Genomic DNA, 24,459 nt, shown 5'->3' with positions numbered 1-24,459 from the left:
CACGGACGGTCAGGCCGAGGCCGACGTCCGGGGCACCTCGCGTCGCTCAGGGCCGACGTACGCCGACAGCGGGCGGATGAGAGAGTTGGTGGCCTGCTGCTCCATGATGTGCGCGGTCCAGCCGGTGACGCGGGCGGCGACGAACAGCGGCGTGAACGTCGGCGTGTCGAAGCCCATGAGGTGGTAGGCCGGGCCCGACGGGTAGTCGAGGTTGGGGTAGATGCCCTTGCGGCTCACGAACCCCGACTCGAGCGCGTCGTAGAGCGCGCCCAGGTCCGGGCGGTCGTAGTGCTCGACCAGGGTGTCGAGCGCGGCCTTCATGGTGGGCACGCGCGAGTCGCCGTGCTTGTAGACGCGGTGCCCGAAGCCCATGATCTTGCGCTTCGCGGCGAGCGCGTCGTCGAGCCAGGCCGCGGCCCGGTCGGCCGAGCCGATCTCGGCGAGGGTCTCCATGACGGCCTCGTTGGCGCCGCCGTGCAGCGGGCCCTTGAGGGCCGCGATCGCGCCCACGACGGCGGAGTGCAGGTCGCTGAGGGTGGAGGTGATGACGCGCGCCGTGAACGTGGAGGCGTTGAAGGAGTGCTCGGCGTACAGGATCATCGACCGGTTGAACGCGTCGACGACGACCGGGTCGGGCTCGACCTCGAACGTCGTCCACAGGAAGTTCGCGGAGAAGCCCAGGTCGTCGCGCGGCGCCACCGGCCGGAGACCCTGGCGACGGCGCTGCCCGTACGCGACGACGGCCGGGAGGGCCGCGAAGAGGCGCACGCTGCGCTCGAGATTGACGGCGCGGTCGGCGGCGGCCTCCAGGGCGGTCAGCCCGGCGGCCTCACGGGCGCCGATCACGCTGACGGCGGTGCGTACCTCGTCCATCGGGTGGGCGGTGACGGGCAGCAGGTCGATCGCCGCGCGCACGTCGTCGGCCAACGGGCGGTGCTCCCGCTCGGTGGCGCGGAAGGCGTCCAGCTCGTCGGCCGTCGGGAGCTCGCCGTGCCACAGCAGCCATGCCACCGCCTCGAAGGGCTGGGTCGCGGCGAGGTCCTGCACGGGGTAGCCGCGGTACAGCAGGGAGTTGGTCTCGGGGTCCACCTTGGAGATGGCCGTGACGTCGGCGACCACCCCCGCCAGCCCGCGGCGCACCTCGGGTCCGTCGGCCTGTCCGGGGATCTGCTCGCTGTGCTCGGTCATCGGTGCTCCTTCGCTGCGATGCGGCGTGCGGTGGCCCTGCGGCGCCGGGGCGCCCCGGGTCGTCAGCTGTGGTCGTTGTCGTCCAGGGTGAAGTCGAAGACTCCCGTGTCGAAAGTCGAGTAGCCCGCGTAGTCCACGAGCTCGTACAACCGGGCCCGGGTCTGCATGTTCCCCACCTGCCCGGCCAGGGAACCCTCGGCGCGCAGGGCGTCCAGACCGCGCTCGGCGGCACCCATCGCGAGCCGCAGCAGCGACACCGGGTAGATGACGAGGCTCACGCCGGCGTCGGCGAGCTGGGTCGTCGTGAACAGCTCGGACTTGCCGAACTCGGTCATGTTGGCCAGCACGGGCACGTCGACGGCGCTCGCGACGGCCTCGAACTCCGCGAGGTCGCGCATGGCCTCGGGGAAGATGGCGTCCGCGCCGGCGTCGACGAGGGCCTTGGCGCGGTCGACCGCCACGGGGAGGCCGGCGACCGCACGCACGTCCGTGCGGGCCATGACCAGCAGGTTCCCGTCCCGGCGGGCGGCGACGGCGGCACGTACCCGCTGCAGCGCCGTCGGCTCGTCCACCACCTGCTTGCCGTCCAGGTGCCCGCAGCGCTTGGGGTTCACCTGGTCCTCGACGTGCAGGCCGGCGACGCCCGCGTCCTCCAGGGTCTGCACCGTGCGCGCCATGTTCATCGCCTCGCCGAACCCGGTGTCGGCGTCCACGAGGGTGGGCAGGTCCGTCATGCGCGCGATCTGTCCGGCGCGGGTCGCGACCTCGGTGAGCGTCGTCAGCCCGACGTCGGGCAGACCCAGGTCGGCCGCGACCACCGCGCCCGAGACGTAGACGCCGTCGAACCCCTTCTCCTGGATCAACCGCGCCGCGAGCGGGTTGAACGCCCCGGGCAGCTGCAGCAGCTCGCCCGACCGCAGGCGCTCGCGGAACGCCGCGCGCTTGGCGGCGGGGGTGGTGGTCGAGTAGAGCACGGGCTGGCTCCTCAGAAGATGCCGGGCGCGACGGGGTGCGCGGCCAGCGCGTCGGTGAGCGGCGTGACGGTGAGGCCGGACAGCTCGTCGGCCGAGAGCTCGGGCAAGCGCTGCGCGACGTCGAGGAACCGCTCGGTCTCCTCGTCGGCCAGCACCCCGGCGGCCAGCGCGCGGAACTTCGCCACGTACTGCTCCCGGGCGAACGGGCGCGCGCCCAGGGGGTGCGCGTCGGCGACCGCGATCTCCTCCACGACCCGCGAGCCGTCGGCCAGCTCGATCTCCACCCGGCCGCCGAACGCCTTCTCGGCGGGGTCGGGGGAGTGGTACCGGCGCGTCCACTCCGCGTCCTCCGCGGTCGTGACCTTGCGCCACAGCTCCACCGTGTCCGGGCGGCCCGCGCGCTCGGGTGCGTAGGACGCCACGTGGTCCCAGGCGCCGTCCTGCAGGGCGACCGTGAAGATGTACGGGATCGAGTGGTCGAGCGTCTCGCGGCTCGCGGCCGGGTCGTACTTCTGCGGGTCGCCGGAGCCGGAGCCGATGACGTAGTGCGTGTGGTGGCTGGTGTGCAGCACGACCGACGTCACGCGAGCCGGGTCGCGCAGGTCGGGACGCTCGGTGCCGAGGCGGCGGGCGAGGTCGATCCAGGCCTGCGCCTGGTACTCGGCCGAGTGCTCCTTGGTGTACGTGTCGAGGATGGCGCGCCGGGCCTCGCCCGCGGCCGGCAGCGGCACGGTGTAGCGGGCTTCGGGCCCGTCGAGCAGCCAGGCGATCACGCCGTCCTCGCCCTCGTAGACGGGGCTGGGCGAGGTCTGGCCGCGCATGGCGCGGTCCACGGCCTCCACCGCCATCTTGCCCGCGAACGCGGGTGCGTGGGCCTTCCAGGTGGAGATCTCACCCTTGCGCGACTGCCGCGTCGCGGTGGTGGTGTGCAGGGCCTGGCCCACCGCCTGGTAGACGGTGTCGGCAGGGAGTCCGAGCAGCGTCCCGAGGCCCGCCGCCGCCGACGGCCCGAGGTGGGCCACGTGGTCGATCTTGTGCGCGTGCAGGCTGATGCCCTTGACGAGGTCCACCTGGATCTCGTAACCGGTGACGATCCCGCGCAGCAGGTCCGCCCCGCTGCGGCCCAGGTGCTGCGCGACGGCGAGCAGGGGCGGCACGTTGTCGCCCGGGTGCGAGTACTCGGCGGCGAGGAACGTGTCGTGGTAGTCGAGCTCGCGGACGGCGACGCCGTTCGCCCACGCCGCCCACTCGGGGCTGGTGCGTGCGGGCGAGCCGAACACCGTGGAGCCCGCGCCGCCGAGGGAGACCGGGTGGGCCTCCGCCTGGGAGCGCGCCGCGAGGATCGGGGCGCGCCCGAGTGACGCCGTCGCCACGGCAGCGTTGTCGATGACACGGTTGATCACCATGTCCGTGACCTCGGGCGTCGGCTCGATCCGCTCGGCCGCGACCTCCGCGATCTTCCATGCGAGCTGCTGCTCGCGGGGGAGCTGCTCGTCGGAACGATGGACGCGGACCTCGTGGTCGATCATGCGGGGGAGTCCTCCGGTAGGTGCAGGCATCGTGCGCAGGCGCCGTCGCCGCCCGTGGTCCCGGGCTGCCCCGAGAACGTAACCCTCGACGCCCGCACGGTCCAGCGAGCGGCACGGGGCGGGGGGCGCGGAGGCGGGCGTCGAGAGCCCTGTGGTGGGCTTCACGAACGGCGTGTCAAGGATCGGTGTCGTCGCAGGTGAGGGCGTCGGCCACCGGTGGTCCCGAGGTCCTCGGTTGCCCCGGCGAACTTGAATCTGAGTCAAGACTGAGTAACGTAGCCGCCCATGTTCGGGCTCGGCGTCTGCTCTTGTGGCGGGCGCCGGCTCCCTGTCACGGGTCGGGCTGCTGCGACACACCGCGTGTCGCCGCGCCGGCCACGGAAGGAAACATGACCGCCGTACTCCCGCAGGAACCGACCGGCACCAGCCGCGCAGCATCCCCGGCCACCCGGGCCGCACGCCGCAGGTTGCGCGTCTCCGACGTCACCGTCGTCGACAACTCCATGCTCAAGAAGACGATCGGCGGCACCGCCGTCGGCAACCTCATGGAGTGGTACGACGTGGGCGTCTACGGCTACCTCGCCGTGACCATGGGTGCCGTGTTCCTGCCGCAGGCGTCGTCCGGCGTGCAGATCCTCTTCTCCCTCGGCGTCTTCGCCGCCACCTACGTGGCACGCCCGCTGGGCGGCATCGTCTGCGGCCGCATCGGCGACCGTGTCGGCCGCCAGAAGGTGCTCGCCTTCACCCTCGTGATGATGGCGGCCTCCACGTTCCTCATCGGCCTGCTGCCGACGTACGGGGTGCTCGGCGTCGCCGCGCCTCTGCTGCTCGTGCTCCTCAAGCTGGTGCAGGGCTTCTCCACCGGCGGCGAGTACGCCGGCGTCACGACCTTCGTCGCCGAGCACGCCCCCGACCGCCGTCGTGGCTGGGCGGCGTCGTTCCTCGACTTCGGCAGCTACCTCGGCTTCGCGCTGGGCGCCGTCGTGGTGACCCTGCTGCAGGTGACGCTCGGCGAGCAGGCCATGCTCGACGGCGGGTGGCGCATCCCGTTCCTGATCGCCGGTCCGATCGGCGCGTTCGCCGTGTGGTTCCGCCTGAAGATCGAGGAGTCGCCGGCGTTCCAGGCGCAGCAGGTGGCGGCCGAGGCGGCCAAGGAGCAGGGCGCCGAGGTCCCGGCGCCCAGCGAGGTCACGCTGCGCTCGCAGTGGCGTCCGCTCGCCGTCGCGATGGTGCTCGTGGCCGTGGCGAACACCGCCGGCTACGCCCTCACCAGCTACATGCCGACCTACCTGACGGACACCCTCGGCTACGCGGCGACGTCGGGCACCCTGCTGACCGTGCCCGTGCTGGTGCTGCTCGCGGTGCTGATCCTCGTCGCCGGCCCGGTCAGCGACCGCGTCGGGCGCCGCCCGCTGCTGTGGTTCGGTGCCGGCGCGCTGGCGGTCGTCGCCGCGCCTGCCTTCCTGCTCCTGGCGATGGGCCACGTGTGGTCCACGCTGCTGGGACTGTGCCTCATGGCCGTGCCGGTCGCGTGCATGGTCGGCGTGCAGGCCGCGACTCTCCCCGCGATGTTCCCGACCGCGGTGCGCTACCGGTCGATGGGGCTGGCGTACAACGTCGCGCTCGCGGTGTTCGGCGGCACGACGCCGCTCATCGTGGAGGCGCTGACGCAGGCCACCGGCTCGAGCATGGCTCCGGCCTACTACCTCATCGGCTTCGCCCTCGTCGGCGCGGTCGCCGTCGGCTTCGTCAAGGAGAGCGCCGGCAAGCCGCTGCCGGGCTCGATGCCGTCGGTGGACACCGACGCCGAGGCGAAGGCGCTCGTGAAGACGCAGGAGAAGAACCCGGACCTCGACCTCGACGCCCTGCCGCTGGGTGGCCTCGTCGGCGCGCGCTGACCGGCCGACGTAGCGATTCCTGCTCGTCCCACGGCGGGACGAGCAGGAATCGCTACGTCATCGCCGTCGGACACGAAGAACGGCCCTGGTCGATGACCAGGGCCGTTCTCGTCGTTCTCGGTGCGCCTGAAGGGATTCGAACCCCCGACCTTCTGCTCCGGAGGCAGACGCTCTATCCACTGAGCTACAGGCGCGGGCGCCGACGCGGAACCGCTCGGCACGGTGCACGAGACTACCAGCACCTGGGCTCCGGGTGGCACACACGAGCGGACGGCGAGCACCCGGCGGCCCGTCGCCTTTGTAGAATCGCCCGGTGACCCCCGACGAGCTCTCCGGAGCACTCAGCGCTGCCCTCGCCTCGGCCGTGGCCGACGGCACCCTCGCCCTGCCCGCCGACGCCGTCCCGGCCTCGGTGCACGTGGAGCGACCCCGGCAGCGCGAGCACGGCGACTGGGCCACGAACGTGGCGCTGCAGCTCGCGAAGAAGGCGGGCACCACGCCGCGGGCCCTCGCGGAGGACCTGGCGGCGCGTCTCGCGGCGACGCCGGGGATCAAGGCGGCCGACGTCGCCGGGCCGGGCTTCCTCAACATCACGCTCGAGGCGGGCGCCGCGGGCGAGCTCGCGCGCACGATCGTCACGGCCGGCGACGCGTACGGCCGCACGGACGCCCTCGCGGGCCAGGTGCACAACCTCGAGTACATCTCGGCCAACCCGACGGGCCCGCTGCACATCGGCCACACCCGCTGGGCCGCCCTGGGTGACGCCCTGGCGCGGATCATGCGCGCCGCCGGCGCAGACGTGACGGCCGAGTACTACATCAACGACGCCGGCGCGCAGATGGACAAGTTCGGTGCGTCGATCATCGCCCGCGCGAAGGGCGAGGCCGTGCCCGAGGGCGGGTACCCGGGCGAGTACGTCGTCGAGCGGGCCGCCGAGGTGCTCGAGCAGGAGCCCGACCTCCTCTCCCTGCCCGCCGACGAGGCACTCACGACGGCGCGCGAGCTCGGCTACCAGGCGCAGCTCGAGGCGATCCGCCGCACCCTCGACGCCTTCGGGGTGCACTTCGACGTGTGGTTCTCCGAGCGCACCCTGCACGAGTCGGGCGCCGTGGAGCAGGCCGTCGCCCGCCTGCGCGAGCAGGGCCACGTCTTCGACGTCGACGGCGCGGTGTGGCTGCGCACGACCGACTTCGGCGACGACAAGGACCGCGTGATGATCCGCGCGAACGGCGAGCCCACGTACTTCGCCGCCGACGCCGCCTACTACCTGTCCAAGAAGGACCGCGGCTTCCCGGGCAAGATCTACCTGCTCGGCGCCGACCACCACGGGTACATCAACCGCCTCAAGGCCATCGCCGCGTGCGCGGGCGACGACCCGGAGGCGAACATCGAGGTGCTCATCGGCCAGCTCGTCAACATCGGCGGCGAGCGCATGGGCAAGCGCCGCGGCAACGCCCTGTACATGGACGACCTCATCGAGTGGCTGGGCTCGGACCCGCTGCGCTACTCACTCGCCCGCTACCCGGCGGACTCGCCGCTGTCCCTGTCGGGCGAGGAGATGCTCAAGCAGAGCAACGACAACCCCGTCTACTACGTGCAGTACGCGCACTCGCGCACCTGCGCCGTCGACCGCAACGCGGCCGACCGCGCCGTCGTGCGCGTCGCCCCCGACGGTTCCGACGCCTTCGACCCGGCTCTCCTCACCCACGAGACCGAGGCCGCGCTGGTCGGCGCGCTCACCGAGTTCCCGCGGATCGTGTCCCAGGCCGCCGAGCTGCGCGAGCCGCACCGCGTCGCGCGGTACCTCGAGTCCCTGGCCGCGGACTACCACAAGTGGTACCAGGAGTGCCGCGTGACGCCGTACCCGGACGAGGAGGTCACGGACACGCACCGCACCCGCCTGTGGCTGAACGACGCCGTCCGTCAGGTGCTGGCCAACGGCCTCGAGCTGCTCGGCGTCTCGGCCCCGGAGCGGATGTGACCCGGTCCGAGGCCGCGACGGGCATGCTCGGCGTGCCCTGGTCGACCGGCGTGCGCCGCCGTGACGACGGCGTCGTCGCGGTGGCCGGGGTCGGCGTGGACGCGCTCGCGGCCCGGCACGGCACCCCCGCGTACGTCCTGGACGAGGCGGACTTCCGCGCCCGCGCCCGGGGCTACCGGACGGCGTTCGCGACGGCGTTCGCCGAGGTCGGCACCGGCGTCGACGTCTACTACGCGGGCAAGGCGCTGCTCACGGTCGCGGTGGCGCGCTGGGCCCGCGAGGAAGGGCTGCGCGTCGACACGGCCTCGGGCGGCGAGCTCGCCGTCGCACTGCGCGCCGGGGTGCCCGGCGCGGAGATCGGCCTGCACGGCAACAACAAGTCGGACGCCGAGATCCTGGCCGCGCTCGACGCCGGCGTGGGGCGGATCATCGTCGACTCGCTCGTCGAGATCGACCGCGTCGCGGCGCTCGCGGCCTCCCGCGGCGTCGTCGCGCCCGTCATGGTGCGCGTCACCACCGGGGTGCACGCCGGCGGCCACGAGTACATCTCCACCGCGCACGAGGACCAGAAGTTCGGGCTCTCGGTGAACGCCGCCCCGTCGGTCGCCCTTCGACAGGCTCAGGACGCGCCGGTCGGGACGACGGACAGCCCCGCGATGCGGGCGCTGCTCGCCGTCGTCGAGCGGCCCGGGCTGCGCCTGCTCGGCATCCACTCGCACATCGGCTCGCAGATCCTCGACCCGGCGGGCTTCGAGGCGGCGGCGCAGGTCGTGCTGCGGCTGCGCGCGGAGCTGGCGGAGCGCACCGGCGTGCTCGTCGACGATGTCGACCTCGGCGGCGGCTACGGCATCGCGTACCTGCCGGGGGAGGTGCCGCTGGACCCGGACCGCATCGCCAAGGACGTCGCGGGCGCGGTGGCCGCGGTCTGCGGCGAGCTCGGCACGCCCCTGCCGCGGATCTCGATCGAGCCGGGTCGCGCCGTCGTCGGACCGGCCGGGCTCACGCTCTACACGGTCGGCACGGTGAAGCCCGTCGCGCTCGACGACGGCCGGGTCCGCACGTACGTGTCGGTCGACGGCGGGATGAGCGACAACATCCGGCCGGCCCTGTACGAGGCGCAGTACCACGCGGAGCTCGTGGGCCGGGTCTCGGACGCGGAGCCGGTGCTCGCGCGCGTCGTGGGCAAGCACTGCGAGAGCGGCGACATCGTCGTGCACGAGGTGCAGCTGCCGGGCGACGTGCGCGCGGGCGACCTGCTCGCCGTCCCCGTCACGGGCGCCTACGGGCGGTCCATGGCCTCGAACTACAACCTGCTGACGCGGCCGCCCGTGGTGGCGGTCGCGGGCGGCACGTCGCGCGTCCTGGTGCGGCGCGAGACGGTCGACGACCTGCTCGCGCTCGACCTGGGTTGAGCGCCCCCGGCGGGCGTGGACAAGCGGCCCGCCGCACGCCATGCCGCGGCTATCCTGACGTTCGTCCCGGCATCTCGTTCGAAGGTTCTCCCGTGCCTGCAGCCCCCACCTCCGGGCCCCACCCCGGGGTCGTCCCCGCGGCCCGACCCGGCCCCGCGACCGATCCGAGCCCCGCGCCGGGCGTGCTGCGCGTCGCGCTGCTCGGCTACGGCGTCGTCGGCTCGCAGGTCGCGCGGACCCTGCTCCAGCGCGCGGACGACCTCGCCGCCCGCGCCGGGGCCCGCCTCGAGCTGACGGGCATCGCGGTGCGCGACGCGAGACGTCCGCGCGAGGGCGTCCCCGCCGTCGTGCCGGCGGACCTGCTCACCGAGGACGCGGGGTCGCTCGTCGACGGCGCCGACCTCGTCATCGAGCTCATGGGCGGCATCGAGCCGGCCCGCGGGCTGATCCACCGCGCCATCGCGGGCGGCGCGAGCGTCGTCACCGCCAACAAGGCGCTGCTGGCCGCGCACGGCCCGGAGCTCTTCGAGGCCGCCGACGCGGCCGGCGTCGACCTGTCGTTCGAGGCGGCCGTCGCGGGTGCGATCCCGATCGTCCGGCCGGTGCGCGAGTCGCTCGCGGGCGATCACGTGCGCCGCGTGCTCGGGATCGTCAACGGCACCACCAACTACGTGCTCGACCAGATGACGACGCACGGGCTGGAGCTGGAGGAGGCGCTCAAGGAGGCGCAGGGCCTCGGCTACGCGGAGGCGGACCCGACCGCGGACGTCGAGGGGCACGACGCCGCGGCCAAGGCGGCGATCCTCGCGTCGCTCGCCTTCCACACGCGGGTGTCGCTGAGCCAGGTGGCCTGCGAGGGCATTACCGGCATCACGGCCGCGGACGTCGCCGCCGCACAGCAGACGGGCCACGTCGTCAAGCTGCTCGCGATCGCCGAGCAGACCGCGGAGGGCGTCTCCGTGCGCGTGCATCCCGCGCTCGTGCCGGTGGCCCACCCCCTCGCCGCGGTGCGGGGCGCCTTCAACGCGGTGTTCGTCGAGGCCGACGACGCCGGCCCGCTGATGTTCTACGGCCAGGGCGCGGGTGGGCGGCCGACGTCGTCCGCGGTGCTCGGCGACCTGGTCTCGGCCGCCCGCGACCGGATGGTCGGGGGCCGCGGCCCGCGCGAGTCGGCCTACGCGTCCCTGCCGGTGCTGCCGCACGACGCCGCGGTGACGCGCTACCAGGTCCGCCTCGTCGTGGCCGACCGCCCCGGCGTGCTCGCCCACGTGGCGCAGGTGCTCGCGGACCACGGCGTCTCGATCGACACCGTCCGCCAGGCGCCCGACGAGCCGTACGCCGTCGACGTCGCCGCGGGCACCGCCGCCCTGCTGATCACCACGCACTCCGCCCGCGAGGCGTCGCTCGCCGCGACGGTCGCGGCCGTGCGCGACCTCGAACCGGTGCACGAGATCACGTCCGTCCTGCGAGTCGAGGGAGCCTGACATGTCGACCACGTCGATGCGTGCCCACCAGTGGCGCGGTGTCATCACCGAGTACGCCGACCGGCTGCCCGCCCACCTGCGCGAGAAGGTCGTGACGCTCGGTGAGGGCGGCACGCCGCTGGTGCCCGCCCCGGCCCTGTCGGACCGCACCGGGGCCGACGTCCACGTCAAGGTCGAGGGCATGAACCCGACCGGGTCGTTCAAGGACCGCGGCATGACGGCAGCCATCTCGGCGGCCGCCGGCCGAGGGGCGCGCGCCGTGGTGTGCGCGTCGACAGGCAACACGTCGGCGTCGGCGGCGGCGTACGCGACCCGCGCGGGCATGACCTGCGCGGTGCTCGTGCCGGACGGCAAGATCGCGATGGGCAAGCTCAGCCAGGCGGTGGCGCACGGCGCCCGCCTGCTCCAGGTGGACGGCAACTTCGACGACTGCCTCGTCGCGGCGCGCAAGCTCGCCGAGGTGTACCCGGTCGAGCTCGTCAACTCCGTCAACCCCGACCGCATCCAGGGCCAGAAGACGGCGGCGTTCGAGGTGGTCGACGCGCTCGGCGACGCCCCCGACATCCACTGCCTCCCGGTCGGCAACGCCGGCAACATCACCGCGTACTGGAAGGGCTATCGCGAGTACGCGGGCCTGGACGACGGTGCGGCGCAGGGCGCGGTCGCGACCCGCACGCCGCAGATGTGGGGCTTCCAGGCCGCGGGTGCCGCGCCGATCGTGCTGGGGCACCCGGTCGACCAGCCGGAGACGATCGCCACCGCGATCCGGATCGGCAACCCGGCGTCGTGGGAGCAGGCGGAGGCGGCGCGCGACACGTCGGGCGGCGTCATCGAGTCCGTCACGGACGAGCAGATCCTCGCCGCGCACCGCATCCTGTCGGCGGAGGTCGGCGTGTTCGTCGAGCCCGCCTCCGCGGCCGGCGTCGCCGGGCTGCTCGCCCGCGCCGAGCGGGGCCTGGTCCCCGCCGGCGCCCGCGTCGTCGTGACCGTCACCGGGCACGGCCTCAAGGACCCGCAGTGGGCGTTGCGCACGCCCGACGGTGGCGAGGTCGCGCCCACCCGCGTGAGCGCCGACGTCGTCTCGATCGCCGACGCGCTCGGCCTCGACTGAGCCCGCACCGCTGAGACCACTCCGACCGATCCCCCGGGAGGGGAGCACGATGCAGCTCGGCGCCGACCACGTCCTGGTCCGGGTTCCTGCCACGAGCGCGAACCTCGGCCCGGGGTTCGACGCGATGGGCCTGGCCCTCGCCCTGTATGACGACCTCGAGGTCGAGCTCCTCGCGAGCGACGACGTCGTCGTGGAGGTCGAGGGGCAGGGGGCGGGGGAGGTGCCCGTCGGCGAGGACCACCTCGTGGTGCGTGCGCTGCGGCACACGCTCGACCTCGCCGGCGCCCCGCGGACCGGCCTGCGGCTGCGCTGCCTCAACCGCATCCCGCACGGCCGCGGTCTGGGGTCGTCGGCGGCGGCCGTGGTCGCGGGCGTGGTCGCGGCCCGCGCGCTGCTCGCGGACCCGCACGTGCTGGACGCGACCGCGGTGCTGAGGATCGCCACGGAGTTCGAGGGGCACCCGGACAACGCGGCCCCCGCGATCCGGGGCGGCGCGACGCTCGCCTGGCAGTCCGCCGACGGGGCGCGCGCCGTGGACCTCGACGTCGACGAGCGCATCGAGGCCACCGTGCTGGTGCCCGACGTCCGCCTGGCCACGAGCCGGGCGCGGGGCGTGCTGCCGGCGGAGGTGCCGCACGGCGACGCGGCGTTCACCGCGGGCCGGGCGGGGCTCCTGGTCGAGGCGCTGGCACGGCGCCCCGAGCTGCTGCTCGACGCCACGGAGGACCGGCTGCACCAGGACTACCGGGCGGGCGTGATGGCGGGATCGGCCGAGCTCCTGCGCGCGCTCCGGACCGAGGGGCTCGCGGCCACGATCTCCGGCGCCGGCCCGACGGTCCTCGTGCTCACTGCGGGGGAGGGGACGGGCCGGCTCGACGCCGTGCTCGCCGATCTCGTGGACGACGTGGCGGGCTGGCGGGCGCTGCGGCCGGGAGTGGACCACGGCGGCGCGGTGGCGCGCCGGGTGACGAGTGGCGGGAGGCCCGGCGCGTCGGTCCCCGGCACGGTGTGAGGTGATATGATGCGGTAAGCCTTCGGGATCGACCGCGAGGCACTCCCTCTTCACCGCACGGCGCGCTCGCGTGCCCGGTCAGAGCCTGGTGCCCGGTGGTTGCGATGCGGTGCACGATCCGCCGCGGCAGTCCCGCGAGAAGGCGAATACCAACCCCGCCAGCCGACGTCGTCGTACCACTGATGCGAGGTTCCACGCGTCTCGGCGCTCCCCGCGCCAGGACGGCAGCCACCCCGGCCCCGACTTCTGAGGGCCGCATACGAGGGGGAAGGGTCCTTCGTGACGAACACCACCGACAGCCGGAACGGCTCCGCCGCATCCGGAAACCTGAGCTCGATGCGTCTGGCCGAGCTCCAGGCGCTGGCCTCCGGCATGGGCGTCAAGGGCACGTCCCGGATGCGCAAGAGCGACCTGCAGGACGCGATCCGGTCGGCAGGCGGCCAGGGCGCGCGCACCGCCGGTGCCCCGGTCGCCGCGGCGACCGCCGTGGCGTCCACGGTCCGCAGCGACGCCCCGGCCCAGGCGCCGGCCGAGCAGGCCTCCGGCGACGTGCGCGCTCCGCGCGCCGACGGTGCCGAGGCCCCGCGCCGCTCGCGCCGCGCCACCCGCACCGCGGGTTCCTCGGGCGATGGCGACGCCGCGCCGCAGCAGGCCGCGGCGGAGCCCACGACCGAGGCCCAGCCCGCCCGTGGGGGCGAGCGTGGCGACCAGCGCTCCGACGTCGACCGCGAGGCGCGGCTCGCCCAGCTCGCGGAGGCCGTTGCGGCCCCGCGCGAGCGCGGGGGCCGGCGGTCCGGGAACCAGGGCGGCCAGAACGGCAACCAGGGCGAGGGGGACGGCCAGCGCTCCGCCCAGAGCCGTGGGAGCGACGGCTCCGGCCAGGGCCGCGGGAACGACGGCTCCGGCCAGGGCCGCGGGAACGACGGCTCCGGCCAGCAGCGCTCCGGCGCGCAGAGCGGTCAGGGGGCACAGGGCGGTCAGCGCGACGAGCGCCAGCGTCGTGACGAGGAGGACGACCGCGGCTCGCGCCGTCGCCGGGGTCGCGACCGCGGCCGCGACCGCAAGCGCAACCGCGGCGGCCGGGTGGGCGGCCCCGACGTCGCCGGCCTCGACGACGTCGAGGTGCGCGAGGACGACGTCCTGCTGCCCGTCGCCGGCGTGCTGGACATCCTCGACAACTACGGGTTCGTGCGCACGAGCGGCTACCTGCCGGGGGCGGGCGACGTCTACGTCTCCCTCAACCAGGTCAAGAAGTCCGGTCTGCGTCGCGGCGACGCGATCGTCGGCGCCATCCGCCAGCCCAGCGAGGGCGAGGAGCCGCCGTCGGGCAAGAACGTCCGCAGCAAGTTCAACGCCCTGGTGCGCCTGGACTCGGTCAACGGCATGACGCCGGAGGAGGCGCGGCAGCGGCCCGAGTTCACCAAGCTGACGCCGCTGTACCCGCAGGAGCGGCTGCGCCTGGAGAACCCTGAGGCCACCCGCCTCACGCCGCGCGTGATCGACATCGTCGCCCCGGTCGGGAAGGGCCAGCGCGGCCTCATCGTCGCGCCGCCCAAGGCCGGCAAGACGATCATCATGCAGCAGATCGCCAACGCGATCACCGCGAACAACCCCGAGGTCCACCTCATGGTGGTGCTCGTGGACGAGCGGCCCGAAGAGGTCACCGACATGGAGCGGACGGTCAAGGGCGAGGTCATCGCCTCGACGTTCGACCGCCCCGCGTCGGACCACACGATCGTCGCGGAGCTCGCGATCGAGCGCGCCAAGCGCCTGGTCGAGCTCGGCCAGGACGTCGTCGTGCTGCTCGACTCGCTCACCCGCCTGTCGCGTGCCTACAACCTGGCTGCGCCGGCGTCGGGCCGCATCCTCTCCGGTGGTGTGGACGCCGCGGCGCTCTACCCGCCGAAGAGGTTCTTCGGCGCGGCGCGCAACATCGAGAACGGCGGCTCGCTGACCATCCTCGCCTCGGCGCTCGTGGAGACGGGCTCGAAGATGGACGAGGTGATCTTCGAGGAGTTCAAGGGCACGGGCAACATGGAGCTGCGTCTGTCCCGGAACCTGGCGGACAAGCGGATCTTCCCGGCGGTGGACGTCAACGCGTCCGGCACCCGCCGCGAGGAGATCCTCATGGCGAAGGACGAGCTCGGCATCGTCTACAAGCTGCGTCGCGTCATGGGCGCCCTGGACCAGCAGCAGGCGATCGAGCTGCTGCTCGGCCAGCTCAAGAAGACCAAGTCGAACGTCGAGTTCCTGCTGCACGTGCAGAAGACGACGCCGGCCGGTCTCTCGGACGACAACCCGGGCGAGACGATCTGATCGTCCGGCCCGGACCCCGCGCGGGTCCGGGCCGGGAATTTCCTCAGGCGCTCTGCGTTCTGGCACAATGGCTCGTCGGCCTTCCGGTTCACGGCCCGCTGTCCTGCGGGGCGACCCGGTGGCATCACACCAAGGAGCATCATGAAGTCCGGTATCCACCCCGAGTACGTCGTCACCCAGGTGAGCTGCACCTGTGGCAACACGTTCACCACCCACAGCACCGCGACCTCCGGCAAGATCAGCGTCGAGGTCTGCAGCGCGTGCCACCCGTTCTACACGGGCAAGCAGAAGATCCTCGACACCGGCGGCCGCGTCGCCCGCTTCGAGGCTCGCTACGGCAAGAAGAAGTAGCTGCTTCTCAGCGCCGGCGGTCCGCCCGACAACCTCTCCAGGGGCAGTCGGACGACGGACCGCCGGCGCTGTTGCTTTGCCTACCGGTGGTTGAGCTCGTCGAGACCACCTCGGAGCGACCGGGTGGTTGCGACAAGCTCAACCATCGGAAAGTCGGGGACGCGTCGTGACCACGGAAACCTTCGCCGCCGCGCGGCCGCTGCTCGACGAGCACGCCGAGATCGAGCGGGCGCTGGCCGACCCGGCCGTGCACGCCGACGCCGGCCGGGCGAGGTCGCTCGGCCGCCGCTACGCCGAGCTGAACCAGGTCGCCGCTGCCTACCGGGCGTGGGAGCTGGCCCGCGACGATGCGGAGGCCGCCGCAGAGCTCGCTGACGAGGACGAGGCGTTCGCCGCCGAGCTGCCGGGCCTGCGCACCGCGGCCGACGCCGCCGCCGAGCGGCTCCGGCGCGTGCTGGTCCCGCGCGACCCCGACGACGCGCGCGACGTCATCCTCGAGATCAAGGCGGGGGAGGGCGGCGACGAGTCCGCGCTCTTCGCCGGCGACCTGCTGCGGATGTACCTGCGCTACGCGGAGCGGCGCGGCTGGGCCACCCAGGTGCTGGACGCGACCGAGACCGAGCTGGGCGGCTACAAAGACGTGCAGGTCGCGATCAAGGCGCGCAGCATCTCCGACCCCGCCGAGGGCGTGTGGGCCAGCCTCAAGTACGAGGGCGGCGTGCACCGCGTGCAGCGGGTGCCGGTCACGGAGTCGCAGGGCCGCATCCACACGTCGGCCGCCGGGGTGCTGGTGCTGCCCGAGGTGGACGACCCGGGCGAGGTCGAGATCGACCCGGGCGACCTGCGCATCGACGTGTACCGCTCGTCGGGGCCGGGCGGCCAGTCCGTCAACACCACCGACTCCGCCGTGCGCATCACGCACGTGCCCACCGGGATCGTGGTCTCGATGCAGAACGAGAAGTCGCAGCTGCAGAACAAGGAGCAGGCCATGCGCGTGCTGCGCGCCCGGCTGCTCGCCGCGCAGCAGGAGGCGGCCGCTGCGGCCGCCGCCGACGTGCGGCGCTCCCAGGTGCGCACCGTGGACCGCAGCGAGCGGATCCGCACCTACAACTTCCCGGAGAACCGCATCGCGGACCACCGCACCGGGTACAAGGCGTACAACCTCGACCACGTGCTCACCGGTGACCTCGACCCGGTGGTGCGCTCCGCGGTCGACGCCGACGAGGCGGCGCGGCTCGCGGCCGCGGGCGGCACCGGTGCCTGACGTCGCGCTCACCTCGATCGGCGGCGCGACCCGGTGGGCGGTGTCGCGGCTCGCGGCGGCGGACGTGCCCAGCCCGCGCGTCGACGCCGAGACGCTGCTCGCGCACGCCCTCGGCGTCGACCGGGCCGAGGTGCGGCGGCTCGCGGTGCTGGACCGGGACCTGCCGGGCGCCGCCGCCGCCCGGTTCGCCGCCGCCGTCGAGCGCCGGGCGGCCCGCGAACCGCTGCAGCACCTCACCGGCGTGGCCCCGTTCCGACACCTCGAGCTCTCGGTCGGCCCCGGCGTCTTCGTGCCGCGGCCGGAGACGGAGCAGGTGGCGCAGGTGGCGATCGACGAGGCCGCGCGCGTGGTGACCCGCCAGGGGTCGGCGGTGGTGGTCGACCTGTGCACCGGCTCGGGCGCCATCGCGCTGGCCGTGGCCACGGAGGTGCCGGGCGCGCGCGTGCACGCCGTGGAGCTGGACGCCGCCGCCCACGGCTGGGCGGCGCGCAACGTGGCGGCGACGCAGGCCGGGGTGCCGGCCGTCGTCGTCCACCTGGTCCGCGGCGACGCGCGCACCGCGCTGCGCGAGCTGGCGGGCACGGTGGACGTGGTGGTCTCGAACCCGCCGTACGTGCCGCCGGGCGCGGTGCCGCGCGACCCCGAGGTGGCCGAGCACGATCCGGCCGTGGCGCTCTACGGGCTGGGCGACGACGGGCTGGAGGTGCCGCGCGGCGTCACCGCGGCGGCGGCCCGGCTGCTGCGGCCCGGCGGGCTGTACGTCATGGAGCACGCGGAGGTCCAGGCCGCGGCGGCGCGGGCGATGGTGGCGCACTCCGGCGGTTTCGGCCCGGCGAGCACGGGCGACGACCTCACCGGGAGGCCCCGGATGGTGGTGGCACGCCGCTGCGGCGACGCGGGCGCGAGCCCGGACGCACCGGCCGGCGGCCGGGCGAACCGTGACAGACTGAGCCCGTGAGCAGCGTGCACGACGTCACCGACCCGAACACCTGGGGCCCTGCGATCGACGAGGCGGTGAACACGGTCTCGCGCGGCGGCCTGCTGGTGCTGCCGACCGACACCGTCTACGGCATCGGCGCCGACGCCTTCGACGCGGAGGCCGTCGCGGCCCTGCTCGCCGCCAAGGGCCGCGGGCGCCAGATGCCCCCGCCCGTCCTGATCCCCGACGTCCGCACCCTCGACGGGCTGGCCACCGAGGTCCCGGACGACGCGCGCAAGCTGGCCGAGGCGTTCTGGCCGGGCGGCCTGACGATCATCCTGCAGGCGCAGCCCTCGCTGCAGTGGGACCTGGGGGAGACCCACGGCACCGTCGCGCTCCGCATGCCCGACCACCCCGCCGCGCTGGCGCTGCTGCGCCGCACGGGCCCGCTCGCGGTCTCGAGCGCCAACGCCACCGGCAACCCGGCGGCCCTCGAGGTCGCCGACGCGCAGGCGCAGCTCGGTGACGCCGTGACCGTCTACCTGGACGGCGGCGACGCCCCCGGCGGCGTGGCCTCGACCATCGTGGACGCGACCGGCGAGCGGCTGCGCGTCGTGCGCCAGGGCGCGATCACGCTCGAGGCCCTCAACGACGTCGCGCCCGTGCGCGGGGTGGACGAGCCCGCCGACGAGCCCGCCGACGAGGCGTCGCCCGAGCCCGCGGACGCGCCGGCCGAGGAGCCGGGCGCCGCACCCGCGGAGGAGTCCGCCGGGTGAGGGCCTATCTGCTCCTGATGCTCGTCTCGGCGGCGGTCACGTACCTCGCCACGCCGGGCGCGCGGTGGGTCGCGCGACGCACCAACGCGATCACCGCGGTGCGGGCCCGCGACGTGCACCTGCAGCCGACACCACGGCTGGGCGGCCTGGCGATGCTGCTCGGCATCGTCGTCGCCGTCGTGCTGGCCTCCCAGATGCCGTTCCTCGCGGGGGTGTTCGAGAGCGGGCCGCAGGTGTGGGGCATCGTCGGCGGCGCCGCCATCGTCTGCCTGCTGGGATGGGCCGACGACGTGTGGGACCTGGACTGGATGACCAAGCTCGCGGGACAGGTGCTCGCGGCGGGGTTCATGGCCTGGCAGCAGGTGCAGCTCACGTCGTTGCCCACCCCGGACTGGCTGTTCATCACCTCGTCGAGGATCTCGCTGTTCGTGACGATCCTGGTCGTCGTGGTGGCGATGAACGCGGTGAACTTCGTCGACGGCCTGGACGGTCTGGCCGCGGGGCTGATCGCGATCGGCGGTACCGCGTTCCTGCTCTACACCTACGGGCTCACCCAGCAGGCCACCCCGGAGAACTACGCCAACCTCGCGACCCTCATGATGGCCGTGCTGGTCGGGGCGTGTCTGGGCTTCCTGCCGCACAACTTCTTCCCGGCACACATCTTCATGGGCGACTCGGGCTCGATGGTGCTCGGCCTCGTCTTCGCCGGCGCGGCGATCACCATCACCGGGAACGTCGACCCCGTCTCGATGGGCGCCACGCTCTCCGGGGCGCAGCGCGTCCCGCTGTTCATCCCCCTCCTGCTGCCGGTCGCGGTGGTGCTGCTGCCGCTGCTCGACATGGCGCTGGCCGTGGTGCGCCGGCTCGCCGCCGGCAAGTCGCCGTTCCATCCCGACCGCATGCACCTGCACCACCGGATGCTGGCGCTGGGCCACTCCCACCGCCGCGCCGTGCTCATCCTCTACGTGTGGGCCGCCGTCCTGGCGTTCGGCGCGGCCGCGCTCGTGCTGTGGGACTGGAAGGCCGTGCTCGCGGGGCTCGGTGCCGCAGTGGTGGTGGCGCTCCTGCTCACGCTCGGCCCGCTGCGGACCCGCGGCCGCTTCCTCGACGACGACGTCGCGACGGGCAGCCACCCCACGGTGGCGCCCGCGCACCCCGGGGGGCCGCTCGGCCCGCACACCCCCGGTCCGCACGCCGCCACCCCGCCCCCGGCGGCCCCGGCCGCGCCCACCCTGACGACGCACGAAGGACGCCCCCGATGACGACGCCCGACACCCCCGGCCCGACGCCCGACCGCGACGCCGCCACCGCCCCCGACGCAGCTCCCGGTGCGGACGCCGCGACCGTCGCGGAGCGCGCCGTGCTGCGGACGGCGCTGCGGGACACCCTGCTGCTGGTCGGTGCCCTGGTGGTGCTGGGCGGCGGCATCGGCCTCCTGGTCGCCGGAATGCCCGGGCTGTGGGGCGCCCTGGTGGGCGCGGCGATCGCGGCCTTCTTCTGCGCGACGACGATCTGGTCGATGATGCGGACGGTCGGCTCGAGCCCGGCGCGCATGGCCGCGTTCGTGATGGGCGCGTGGGTGGCCAAGATCGTCGTGCTCATCGTCGTGCTCGCGCTGCTGCAGGGCGCCACGTTCTACGCCCCGTGGGTGCTGATCGTGGTGCTCGGGGTGGGCGCGATCGGGTCGGCCCTGCTCGACTACCGGGCCGTGAACAGCGGTCGTGTGCCCTACGTGCAGCCCTGACGCGGCCCCTTCTGACCAGGGTGCTTGCGCAGGGCGACCATTCGTCGCCAGGGGCAACATCGTGCGCTTCTTCACAAGCCGCGGGATCTGGCCGGAAATTCTGCTCCGGGATGTCGGAGCACCTGTGAACATCCGGTAGGCTGTCCGCGAATCCATGACGGCCAGGTCCGATGGCGTGCCCTCCCAGGAGTGGAGCGCCCGGACCGTACGACCTCCGGGAGAACCCCCTGTCTACGCCAGCGATCCCCCTGCTGCTCGCCGCCGAAGGTGACGGCGAGTTCCATGCGCCGACGATCGCCGACTTCTTCCCCCCGGCCATCTTCTTCGAGGGCACGCCCTTCGAGTTCAACCGGATCATGCTGGTCCGCGTCATCATGGCCGTCGTCCTGCTGGTCGTCTTCTGCATCGCGGCGCGCCGCGCGAAGCTCGTGCCGGGGCGGTTCCAGAACGCGATCGAGATGATCCTCGACTTCGTGCGCAACTCGATCGCCGTCGAGGTGCTGGGCCAGGAGAACGGCCGCAAGTACTTCAAGCTGCTGGCGACGATCTTCTGCACGGTCCTGGTGATGAACATCGCCGCCGTCATCCCGTTCCTCAACATTGCGGGCACCTCCGTGATCGGCCTGCCGATCGTGCTGGCCGCCTGGACGTACGTGATGTACCTCGGCGCGGGCGTCAAGGCGCACGGCGTGGGCGGGTTCCTCAAGAACTCGCTGTTCCCGCCGGGCGTGCCGCCGGTGCTGTACATCCTCCTGGTGCCGATCGAGTTCCTCCAGGTCTTCATCCTGCGGCCGGCGACGCTGGTCATCCGGCTGCTGGCCAACATGGTGGCCGGGCACCTCATGCTCGCGATCTGCTTCACGGCCACGTCGTTCTTCCTCTTCGACTCCGCCGGGGCGATGAAGCTCTTCGGCGCGGGCACGTTCGTGGCCGGCTTTGCGTTCTTCCTCTTCGAGGTCTTCGTGGCAGCGCTGCAGGCCTACGTGTTCGCGATCCTCACCGCCGTCTACCTCAACATGTCCGTCGAGGCGGAGCACTGACCGTCTCGCGGTCTCCGGCCTGAGCCGGACCAGCTTCACAACTGCACTCACAACGTCGACGTCGGGCCACCGAGGCCCGACGCCCAACGGAAGGAAACCCAGTGGACGTCACCACCCTCGCCGAGGTCACCGGAAACATCGGCACCGTCGGTTACGGCCTCGCGGCGGTCGGCCCGGGCATCGGCCTCGGCATCCTCATCGGCAAGACGATCGAGGGCATGGCCCGCCAGCCCGAGGTGTCCGGCCAGCTCCGTACCACGATGTTCATCGGCATCGCCTTCGTCGAGGTGCTCGCGCTCCTCGGCCTGGTGGCCGGCTTCATCGTCCCGTGATGATGACCCCCCTGAACACCCCCACCGCGACCGTGCTCGCGGCGGAGACGTCAGAGCCGAACCTCCTGATTCCCCACTGGCCGGACATCATCTGGTCGCTGGTGATCGTCGTGATCATCGGTCTCGTCTTCTACAAGTACGCGCTGCCCAAGTTCCAGGCCGTGCTGGACGAGCGCACCGCGAAGATCGAGGGCGGCATCGCCAAGGCGGAGCGGGCGCAGGAGGAGGCCGCGGAGGCGCTGAAGGAGTACCACCAGCAGCTCGCCGAGGCCCGCGCCGACGCCGCGAAGACCCGCGAGGAGGCGCGTGCCGAGGGCACCGTCATCGTCGCGGAGATGCGCAGCAAGGCGCAGGACGAGGCGTCCCGCATCGTCGAGACGGCGCACCGGCAGATCGAGGCCGAGCGCCAGACGGCGGCGGTCTCGCTGCGCACCGAGGTCGGCTCGCTGGCCACGGAGCTGGCGTCCAAGATCGTCGGCGAGTCGCTGCAGGACTCGGCGCGCCAGTCGCGCGTCGTCGACCGCTTCCTCGACGAGCTCGAGGCCGCCGGTGACGAGTCGCGCTCGGCGCAGGCGACGCCGGTCGGCAAGGAGGGCTGATGCGGGGCACCAGCGGAGCCTCCCTCGCGGCGGCACAGGAGCGGTTCGAGCCGGTCCTGAGGTCGGCCGGGGCGGACGGGCAGACGCTCGGCGAACAGCTTTTCGCCGTCGTCGCGGCCCTGGACTCCTCCGGGCCGCTGCGCCGGTCGCTGGCCGACCCGTCGCGTGACCCGGAGGACCGGGCGGCGCTGGCCGGCCGCGTCCTCGCCGGCGGCTTCGACGAGCGTGTCGTGGACCTGGTCACGGGGCTGGCGCGGTCGCGCTGGTCCGGGGACGCGGACCTCGCCGACGCCGTCGAGCGCCTCGGGCTGGACGCCGTGCTGGCGTCCGCCGAGTCGCGGGGCGCCCTCGAGACCGTCGAGGACGAGCTGTTCCGGCTGACCCGGGCGCTCGTCGGCCAGCGCGAGGCGCGGCAGGTGCTCTCGGGCGGTGCGACCGACCCCGAGCGCCGGGCCCAGCTCGTCGACGCCCTGCTCACCGGCAAGGTGGACGGTGTCACGCTGACGCTCGCCCGCCGGGCCACGACGCACCTCCGCGGCCGCCGCTTCGTGGCGACGCTGCTGTGGTACGGGGAGATCGCCGCCGAGCGGCGCCGTCGCCTCGTGGCCACGGTCACCAGCGGTTCCGTCCTCAGCCAGTCCCAGCAGGACCGGCTCGCCGGGCTGCTCGAGCGCGCCTACGGGCGCGCGGTGCAGCTCAACGTCACGGTCGACCCGGCCGTGATCGGTGGCCTGCGCATCCAGGTCGGCGCGGACGTCGTCGACTCCACCGTGCTGTCCCGCCTGGCCGACGCCCGTCGCCGGCTGGCCGGCTGAACCCTTCCCAGGCCCAGCGCCGGCTCCGGTCGGCTACGCAGAACGTGAGGCCGCGCGATACGCGGCCACGACAGGAGAGAGCAATGGCTGAGCTGACGATCAGGCCGGAGGAGATCCGCGCCGCACTGGACAGCTTCGTGAAGTCGTACGAGCCCGAGGGCGCGGTCAGCGAGGAGGTCGGCCGCGTCACCTCCGCCGCCGACGGCATCGCGCAGGTCGAGGGCCTCCCGGGCGCGATGGCGAACGAGCTGCTGCGCTTCGAGGACGGCACGCTCGGCCTCGCGCTGAACCTGGACGTCCGGGAGATCGGCGTCGTCGTCCTCGGCGAGTTCGCCGGCATCGAGGAGGGGCAGGAGGTCCGCCGTACCGGCGAGGTCCTGTCCGTCCCCGTCGGCGAGGGCTACCTCGGGCGCGTCGTCGACCCGCTGGGCAACCCGATCGACGGTCTGGGCGACGTCGAGAGCGAGGGCCGCCGCGCCCTCGAGCTCCAGGCGCCCGGCGTCATGCAGCGCAAGTCGGTGCACGAGCCGCTGCAGACCGGCATGAAGGCGATCGACTCGATGATCCCGATCGGGCGCGGTCAGCGCCAGCTGATCATCGGCGACCGGCAGACCGGCAAGACGGCGATCGCGATCGACACGATCATCAACCAGAAGGCCAACTGGGAGTCGGGCGACCCGGCCAAGCAGGTGCGCTGCATCTACGTGGCCATCGGTCAGAAGGGCTCGACGATCGCCTCCGTGCGCGGCGCCCTCGAGGAGGCCGGCGCGCTCGAGTACACGACGATCGTCGCGGCCCCGGCGTCCGACCCGGCGGGCTTCAAGTACATCGCCCCGTACACCGGCTCGGCCATCGGCCAGCACTGGATGTACCAGGGCAAGCACGTGCTGGTCATCTTCGACGACCTGTCGAAGCAGGCCGAGGCCTACCGCGCCGTGTCGCTGCTGCTGCGCCGCCCGCCGGGCCGCGAGGCGTACCCCGGCGACGTCTTCTACCTGCACTCCCGCCTGCTCGAGCGTTGCGCCAAGCTCTCGGACGAGCTGGGCGCGGGCTCGATGACCGGCCTGCCGATCATCGAGACGAAGGCGAACGACGTCTCGGCGTACATCCCGACCAACGTCATCTCCATCACCGACGGCCAGATCTTCCTGCAGTCGGACCTCTTCAACGCCGACCAGCGCCCGGCGGTCGACGTCGGCATCTCCGTCTCCCGAGTCGGCGGTGACGCGCAGATCAAGGCGATGAAGAAGGTCTCCGGCACGCTGAAGCTCGAGCTGGCGCAGTACCGGTCGCTCGAGGCGTTCGCGATGTTCGCGTCCGACCTCGACGCCGCCTCGCGTGGCCAGCTCGCCCGCGGCGCGGTGCTCATGGAGCTGCTCAAGCAGCCGCAGTACACGCCGTACCCGGTCGAGGACCAGGTCGCGTCCGTGTGGGCCGGTACCAAGGGCAAGCTCGACGACGTCCCCGTCGAGGACGTCAAGCGGTTCGAGTCCGAGATGCTCGACCACCTGCGCCGCCACACCTCCGTGCTCTCCACGATCGCGGAGACGGGCAAGCTCGAGCAGGAGACCGAGGACGCGCTCACCGCGGCGGTCGAGGACGTGCGCAACGGCTTCCTCAAGGCCGACGGCACCCCGCTCGTCGGCGGTGACGCCGAGGACGAGGCCGCGGACGTCGAGCAGGAGCAGCTCGTCGTGCAGAAGAAGGCCTGAGC

General features: G+C 73.3%; 21 protein-coding genes and 1 tRNA gene. 18 read left to right on the top strand and 4 right to left on the bottom strand.

Annotation, left to right across the window (positions count from 1 at the left end; translation table 11 throughout):
• Positions 1 to 9: 9 nt before the first annotated feature.
• From B5Y66_RS00720 to B5Y66_RS00710, 3 genes are all read right to left on the bottom strand, one after another.
• Positions 10 to 1,188 (bottom strand): bifunctional 2-methylcitrate synthase/citrate synthase, encoded by a 1,179-nt coding sequence (locus tag B5Y66_RS00720; protein WP_079569683.1) that lies wholly within the window; start codon positions 1,186 to 1,188, stop codon positions 10 to 12.
• 62 nt (positions 1,189 to 1,250) lie between these two features.
• Entirely contained in the window at positions 1,251 to 2,162 is a 912-nt protein-coding gene (gene prpB, locus B5Y66_RS00715; protein WP_079569681.1) for a methylisocitrate lyase, read from the bottom strand.
• Positions 2,163 to 2,173: 11 nt separating this feature from the next.
• Positions 2,174 to 3,691 carry an MmgE/PrpD family protein gene (locus B5Y66_RS00710; RefSeq protein WP_079569680.1) on the bottom strand — a complete coding sequence of 506 codons (1,518 nt, stop codon included), beginning with the start codon at positions 3,689 to 3,691 and terminating at the stop codon, positions 2,174 to 2,176.
• A gap of 389 nt (positions 3,692 to 4,080) precedes the next feature.
• Between B5Y66_RS00710 and B5Y66_RS00705 the strand changes: the two genes are divergently transcribed.
• A complete protein-coding gene (locus tag B5Y66_RS00705) occupies positions 4,081 to 5,589 on the top strand; it encodes an MFS transporter (protein WP_079569679.1) in 1,509 nt (502 codons plus the stop codon).
• Positions 5,590 to 5,710: 121 nt separating this feature from the next.
• Here the strand turns inward: B5Y66_RS00705 and B5Y66_RS00700 are convergent.
• A tRNA-Arg gene (locus B5Y66_RS00700) sits at positions 5,711 to 5,783 on the bottom strand.
• A gap of 119 nt (positions 5,784 to 5,902) precedes the next feature.
• Between B5Y66_RS00700 and argS the strand changes: the two genes are divergently transcribed.
• The 17 genes from argS (at position 5,903) to atpA (ending at position 24,457) form a co-directional block, all read left to right on the top strand.
• The gene (gene argS / locus B5Y66_RS00695; RefSeq protein WP_079569677.1) at positions 5,903 to 7,570 is read left to right on the top strand and encodes an arginine--tRNA ligase; all 1,668 of its coding nucleotides are present in this window, start codon (positions 5,903 to 5,905) and stop codon (positions 7,568 to 7,570) included.
• 23 nt (positions 7,571 to 7,593) lie between these two features.
• Complete coding sequence (locus B5Y66_RS00690) at positions 7,594 to 8,982, top strand: diaminopimelate decarboxylase family protein (protein WP_079571552.1); 1,389 nt, start codon at positions 7,594 to 7,596, stop codon at positions 8,980 to 8,982.
• A gap of 182 nt (positions 8,983 to 9,164) precedes the next feature.
• Positions 9,165 to 10,466, top strand: a complete 1,302-nt coding sequence (locus B5Y66_RS00685) for a homoserine dehydrogenase (protein WP_139820719.1) — start codon at positions 9,165 to 9,167, stop codon at positions 10,464 to 10,466.
• Between the two features lies 1 nt (position 10,467).
• The gene (gene thrC / locus B5Y66_RS00680; RefSeq protein ID WP_245806834.1) at positions 10,468 to 11,577 is read left to right on the top strand and encodes a threonine synthase; all 1,110 of its coding nucleotides are present in this window, start codon (positions 10,468 to 10,470) and stop codon (positions 11,575 to 11,577) included.
• Positions 11,578 to 11,626: 49 nt separating this feature from the next.
• Positions 11,627 to 12,589, top strand: coding sequence for a homoserine kinase (thrB, locus tag B5Y66_RS00675; protein ID WP_079569672.1), 963 nt, complete (start codon positions 11,627 to 11,629; stop codon positions 12,587 to 12,589).
• 279 nt (positions 12,590 to 12,868) lie between these two features.
• Complete coding sequence (rho, locus tag B5Y66_RS00670; RefSeq protein ID WP_079569669.1) at positions 12,869 to 14,905, top strand: transcription termination factor Rho; 2,037 nt, start codon at positions 12,869 to 12,871, stop codon at positions 14,903 to 14,905.
• 141 nt (positions 14,906 to 15,046) lie between these two features.
• Positions 15,047 to 15,256, top strand: coding sequence for a 50S ribosomal protein L31 (gene rpmE, locus B5Y66_RS00665; RefSeq protein ID WP_079569666.1), 210 nt, complete (start codon positions 15,047 to 15,049; stop codon positions 15,254 to 15,256).
• Between the two features lie 166 nt (positions 15,257 to 15,422).
• On the top strand, positions 15,423 to 16,520 hold the full coding sequence (prfA, locus tag B5Y66_RS00660; protein ID WP_079569663.1) for a peptide chain release factor 1: 1,098 nt from the start codon (positions 15,423 to 15,425) through the stop codon (positions 16,518 to 16,520).
• Positions 16,513 to 17,478 (top strand): peptide chain release factor N(5)-glutamine methyltransferase, encoded by a 966-nt coding sequence (prmC, locus tag B5Y66_RS00655; RefSeq protein WP_139820657.1) that lies wholly within the window; start codon positions 16,513 to 16,515, stop codon positions 17,476 to 17,478. Before prfA ends, prmC begins: the two co-directional genes overlap by 8 nt.
• Positions 17,475 to 18,215 (top strand): L-threonylcarbamoyladenylate synthase, encoded by a 741-nt coding sequence (locus B5Y66_RS00650; protein WP_245806833.1) that lies wholly within the window; start codon positions 17,475 to 17,477, stop codon positions 18,213 to 18,215. Before prmC ends, B5Y66_RS00650 begins: the two co-directional genes overlap by 4 nt.
• Positions 18,212 to 19,477 (top strand): glycosyltransferase family 4 protein, encoded by a 1,266-nt coding sequence (locus B5Y66_RS00645; protein WP_079569660.1) that lies wholly within the window; start codon positions 18,212 to 18,214, stop codon positions 19,475 to 19,477. Before B5Y66_RS00650 ends, B5Y66_RS00645 begins: the two co-directional genes overlap by 4 nt.
• Positions 19,474 to 19,959, top strand: coding sequence for a hypothetical protein (locus B5Y66_RS00640; RefSeq protein ID WP_079569658.1), 486 nt, complete (start codon positions 19,474 to 19,476; stop codon positions 19,957 to 19,959). Before B5Y66_RS00645 ends, B5Y66_RS00640 begins: the two co-directional genes overlap by 4 nt.
• A gap of 170 nt (positions 19,960 to 20,129) precedes the next feature.
• On the top strand, positions 20,130 to 20,999 hold the full coding sequence (gene atpB, locus B5Y66_RS00635; RefSeq protein ID WP_079569655.1) for a F0F1 ATP synthase subunit A: 870 nt from the start codon (positions 20,130 to 20,132) through the stop codon (positions 20,997 to 20,999).
• 101 nt (positions 21,000 to 21,100) lie between these two features.
• A complete protein-coding gene (locus B5Y66_RS00630; protein WP_079569652.1) occupies positions 21,101 to 21,331 on the top strand; it encodes an ATP synthase F0 subunit C in 231 nt (76 codons plus the stop codon).
• Positions 21,331 to 21,930 carry a F0F1 ATP synthase subunit B gene (locus tag B5Y66_RS00625; RefSeq protein ID WP_407656353.1) on the top strand — a complete coding sequence of 200 codons (600 nt, stop codon included), beginning with the start codon at positions 21,331 to 21,333 and terminating at the stop codon, positions 21,928 to 21,930. The genes B5Y66_RS00630 and B5Y66_RS00625 overlap by 1 nt, the downstream gene beginning before the upstream one ends.
• On the top strand, positions 21,930 to 22,745 hold the full coding sequence (locus tag B5Y66_RS00620; protein ID WP_079569649.1) for a F0F1 ATP synthase subunit delta: 816 nt from the start codon (positions 21,930 to 21,932) through the stop codon (positions 22,743 to 22,745). The genes B5Y66_RS00625 and B5Y66_RS00620 overlap by 1 nt, the downstream gene beginning before the upstream one ends.
• Before the next feature lie 83 nt (positions 22,746 to 22,828).
• Positions 22,829 to 24,457 carry a F0F1 ATP synthase subunit alpha gene (gene atpA, locus B5Y66_RS00615; protein WP_079569646.1) on the top strand — a complete coding sequence of 543 codons (1,629 nt, stop codon included), beginning with the start codon at positions 22,829 to 22,831 and terminating at the stop codon, positions 24,455 to 24,457.
• Positions 24,458 to 24,459: the final 2 nt, after the last annotated feature.

The sequence above is a fragment of the Krasilnikoviella flava genome (assembly GCF_900167525.1).
GTDB lineage: Bacteria > Actinomycetota > Actinomycetes > Actinomycetales > Cellulomonadaceae > Isoptericola > Isoptericola flavus.
Note: the sequence above shows the minus strand (reverse complement) of the source record. Positions and strands in the feature narration are given on the sequence as shown.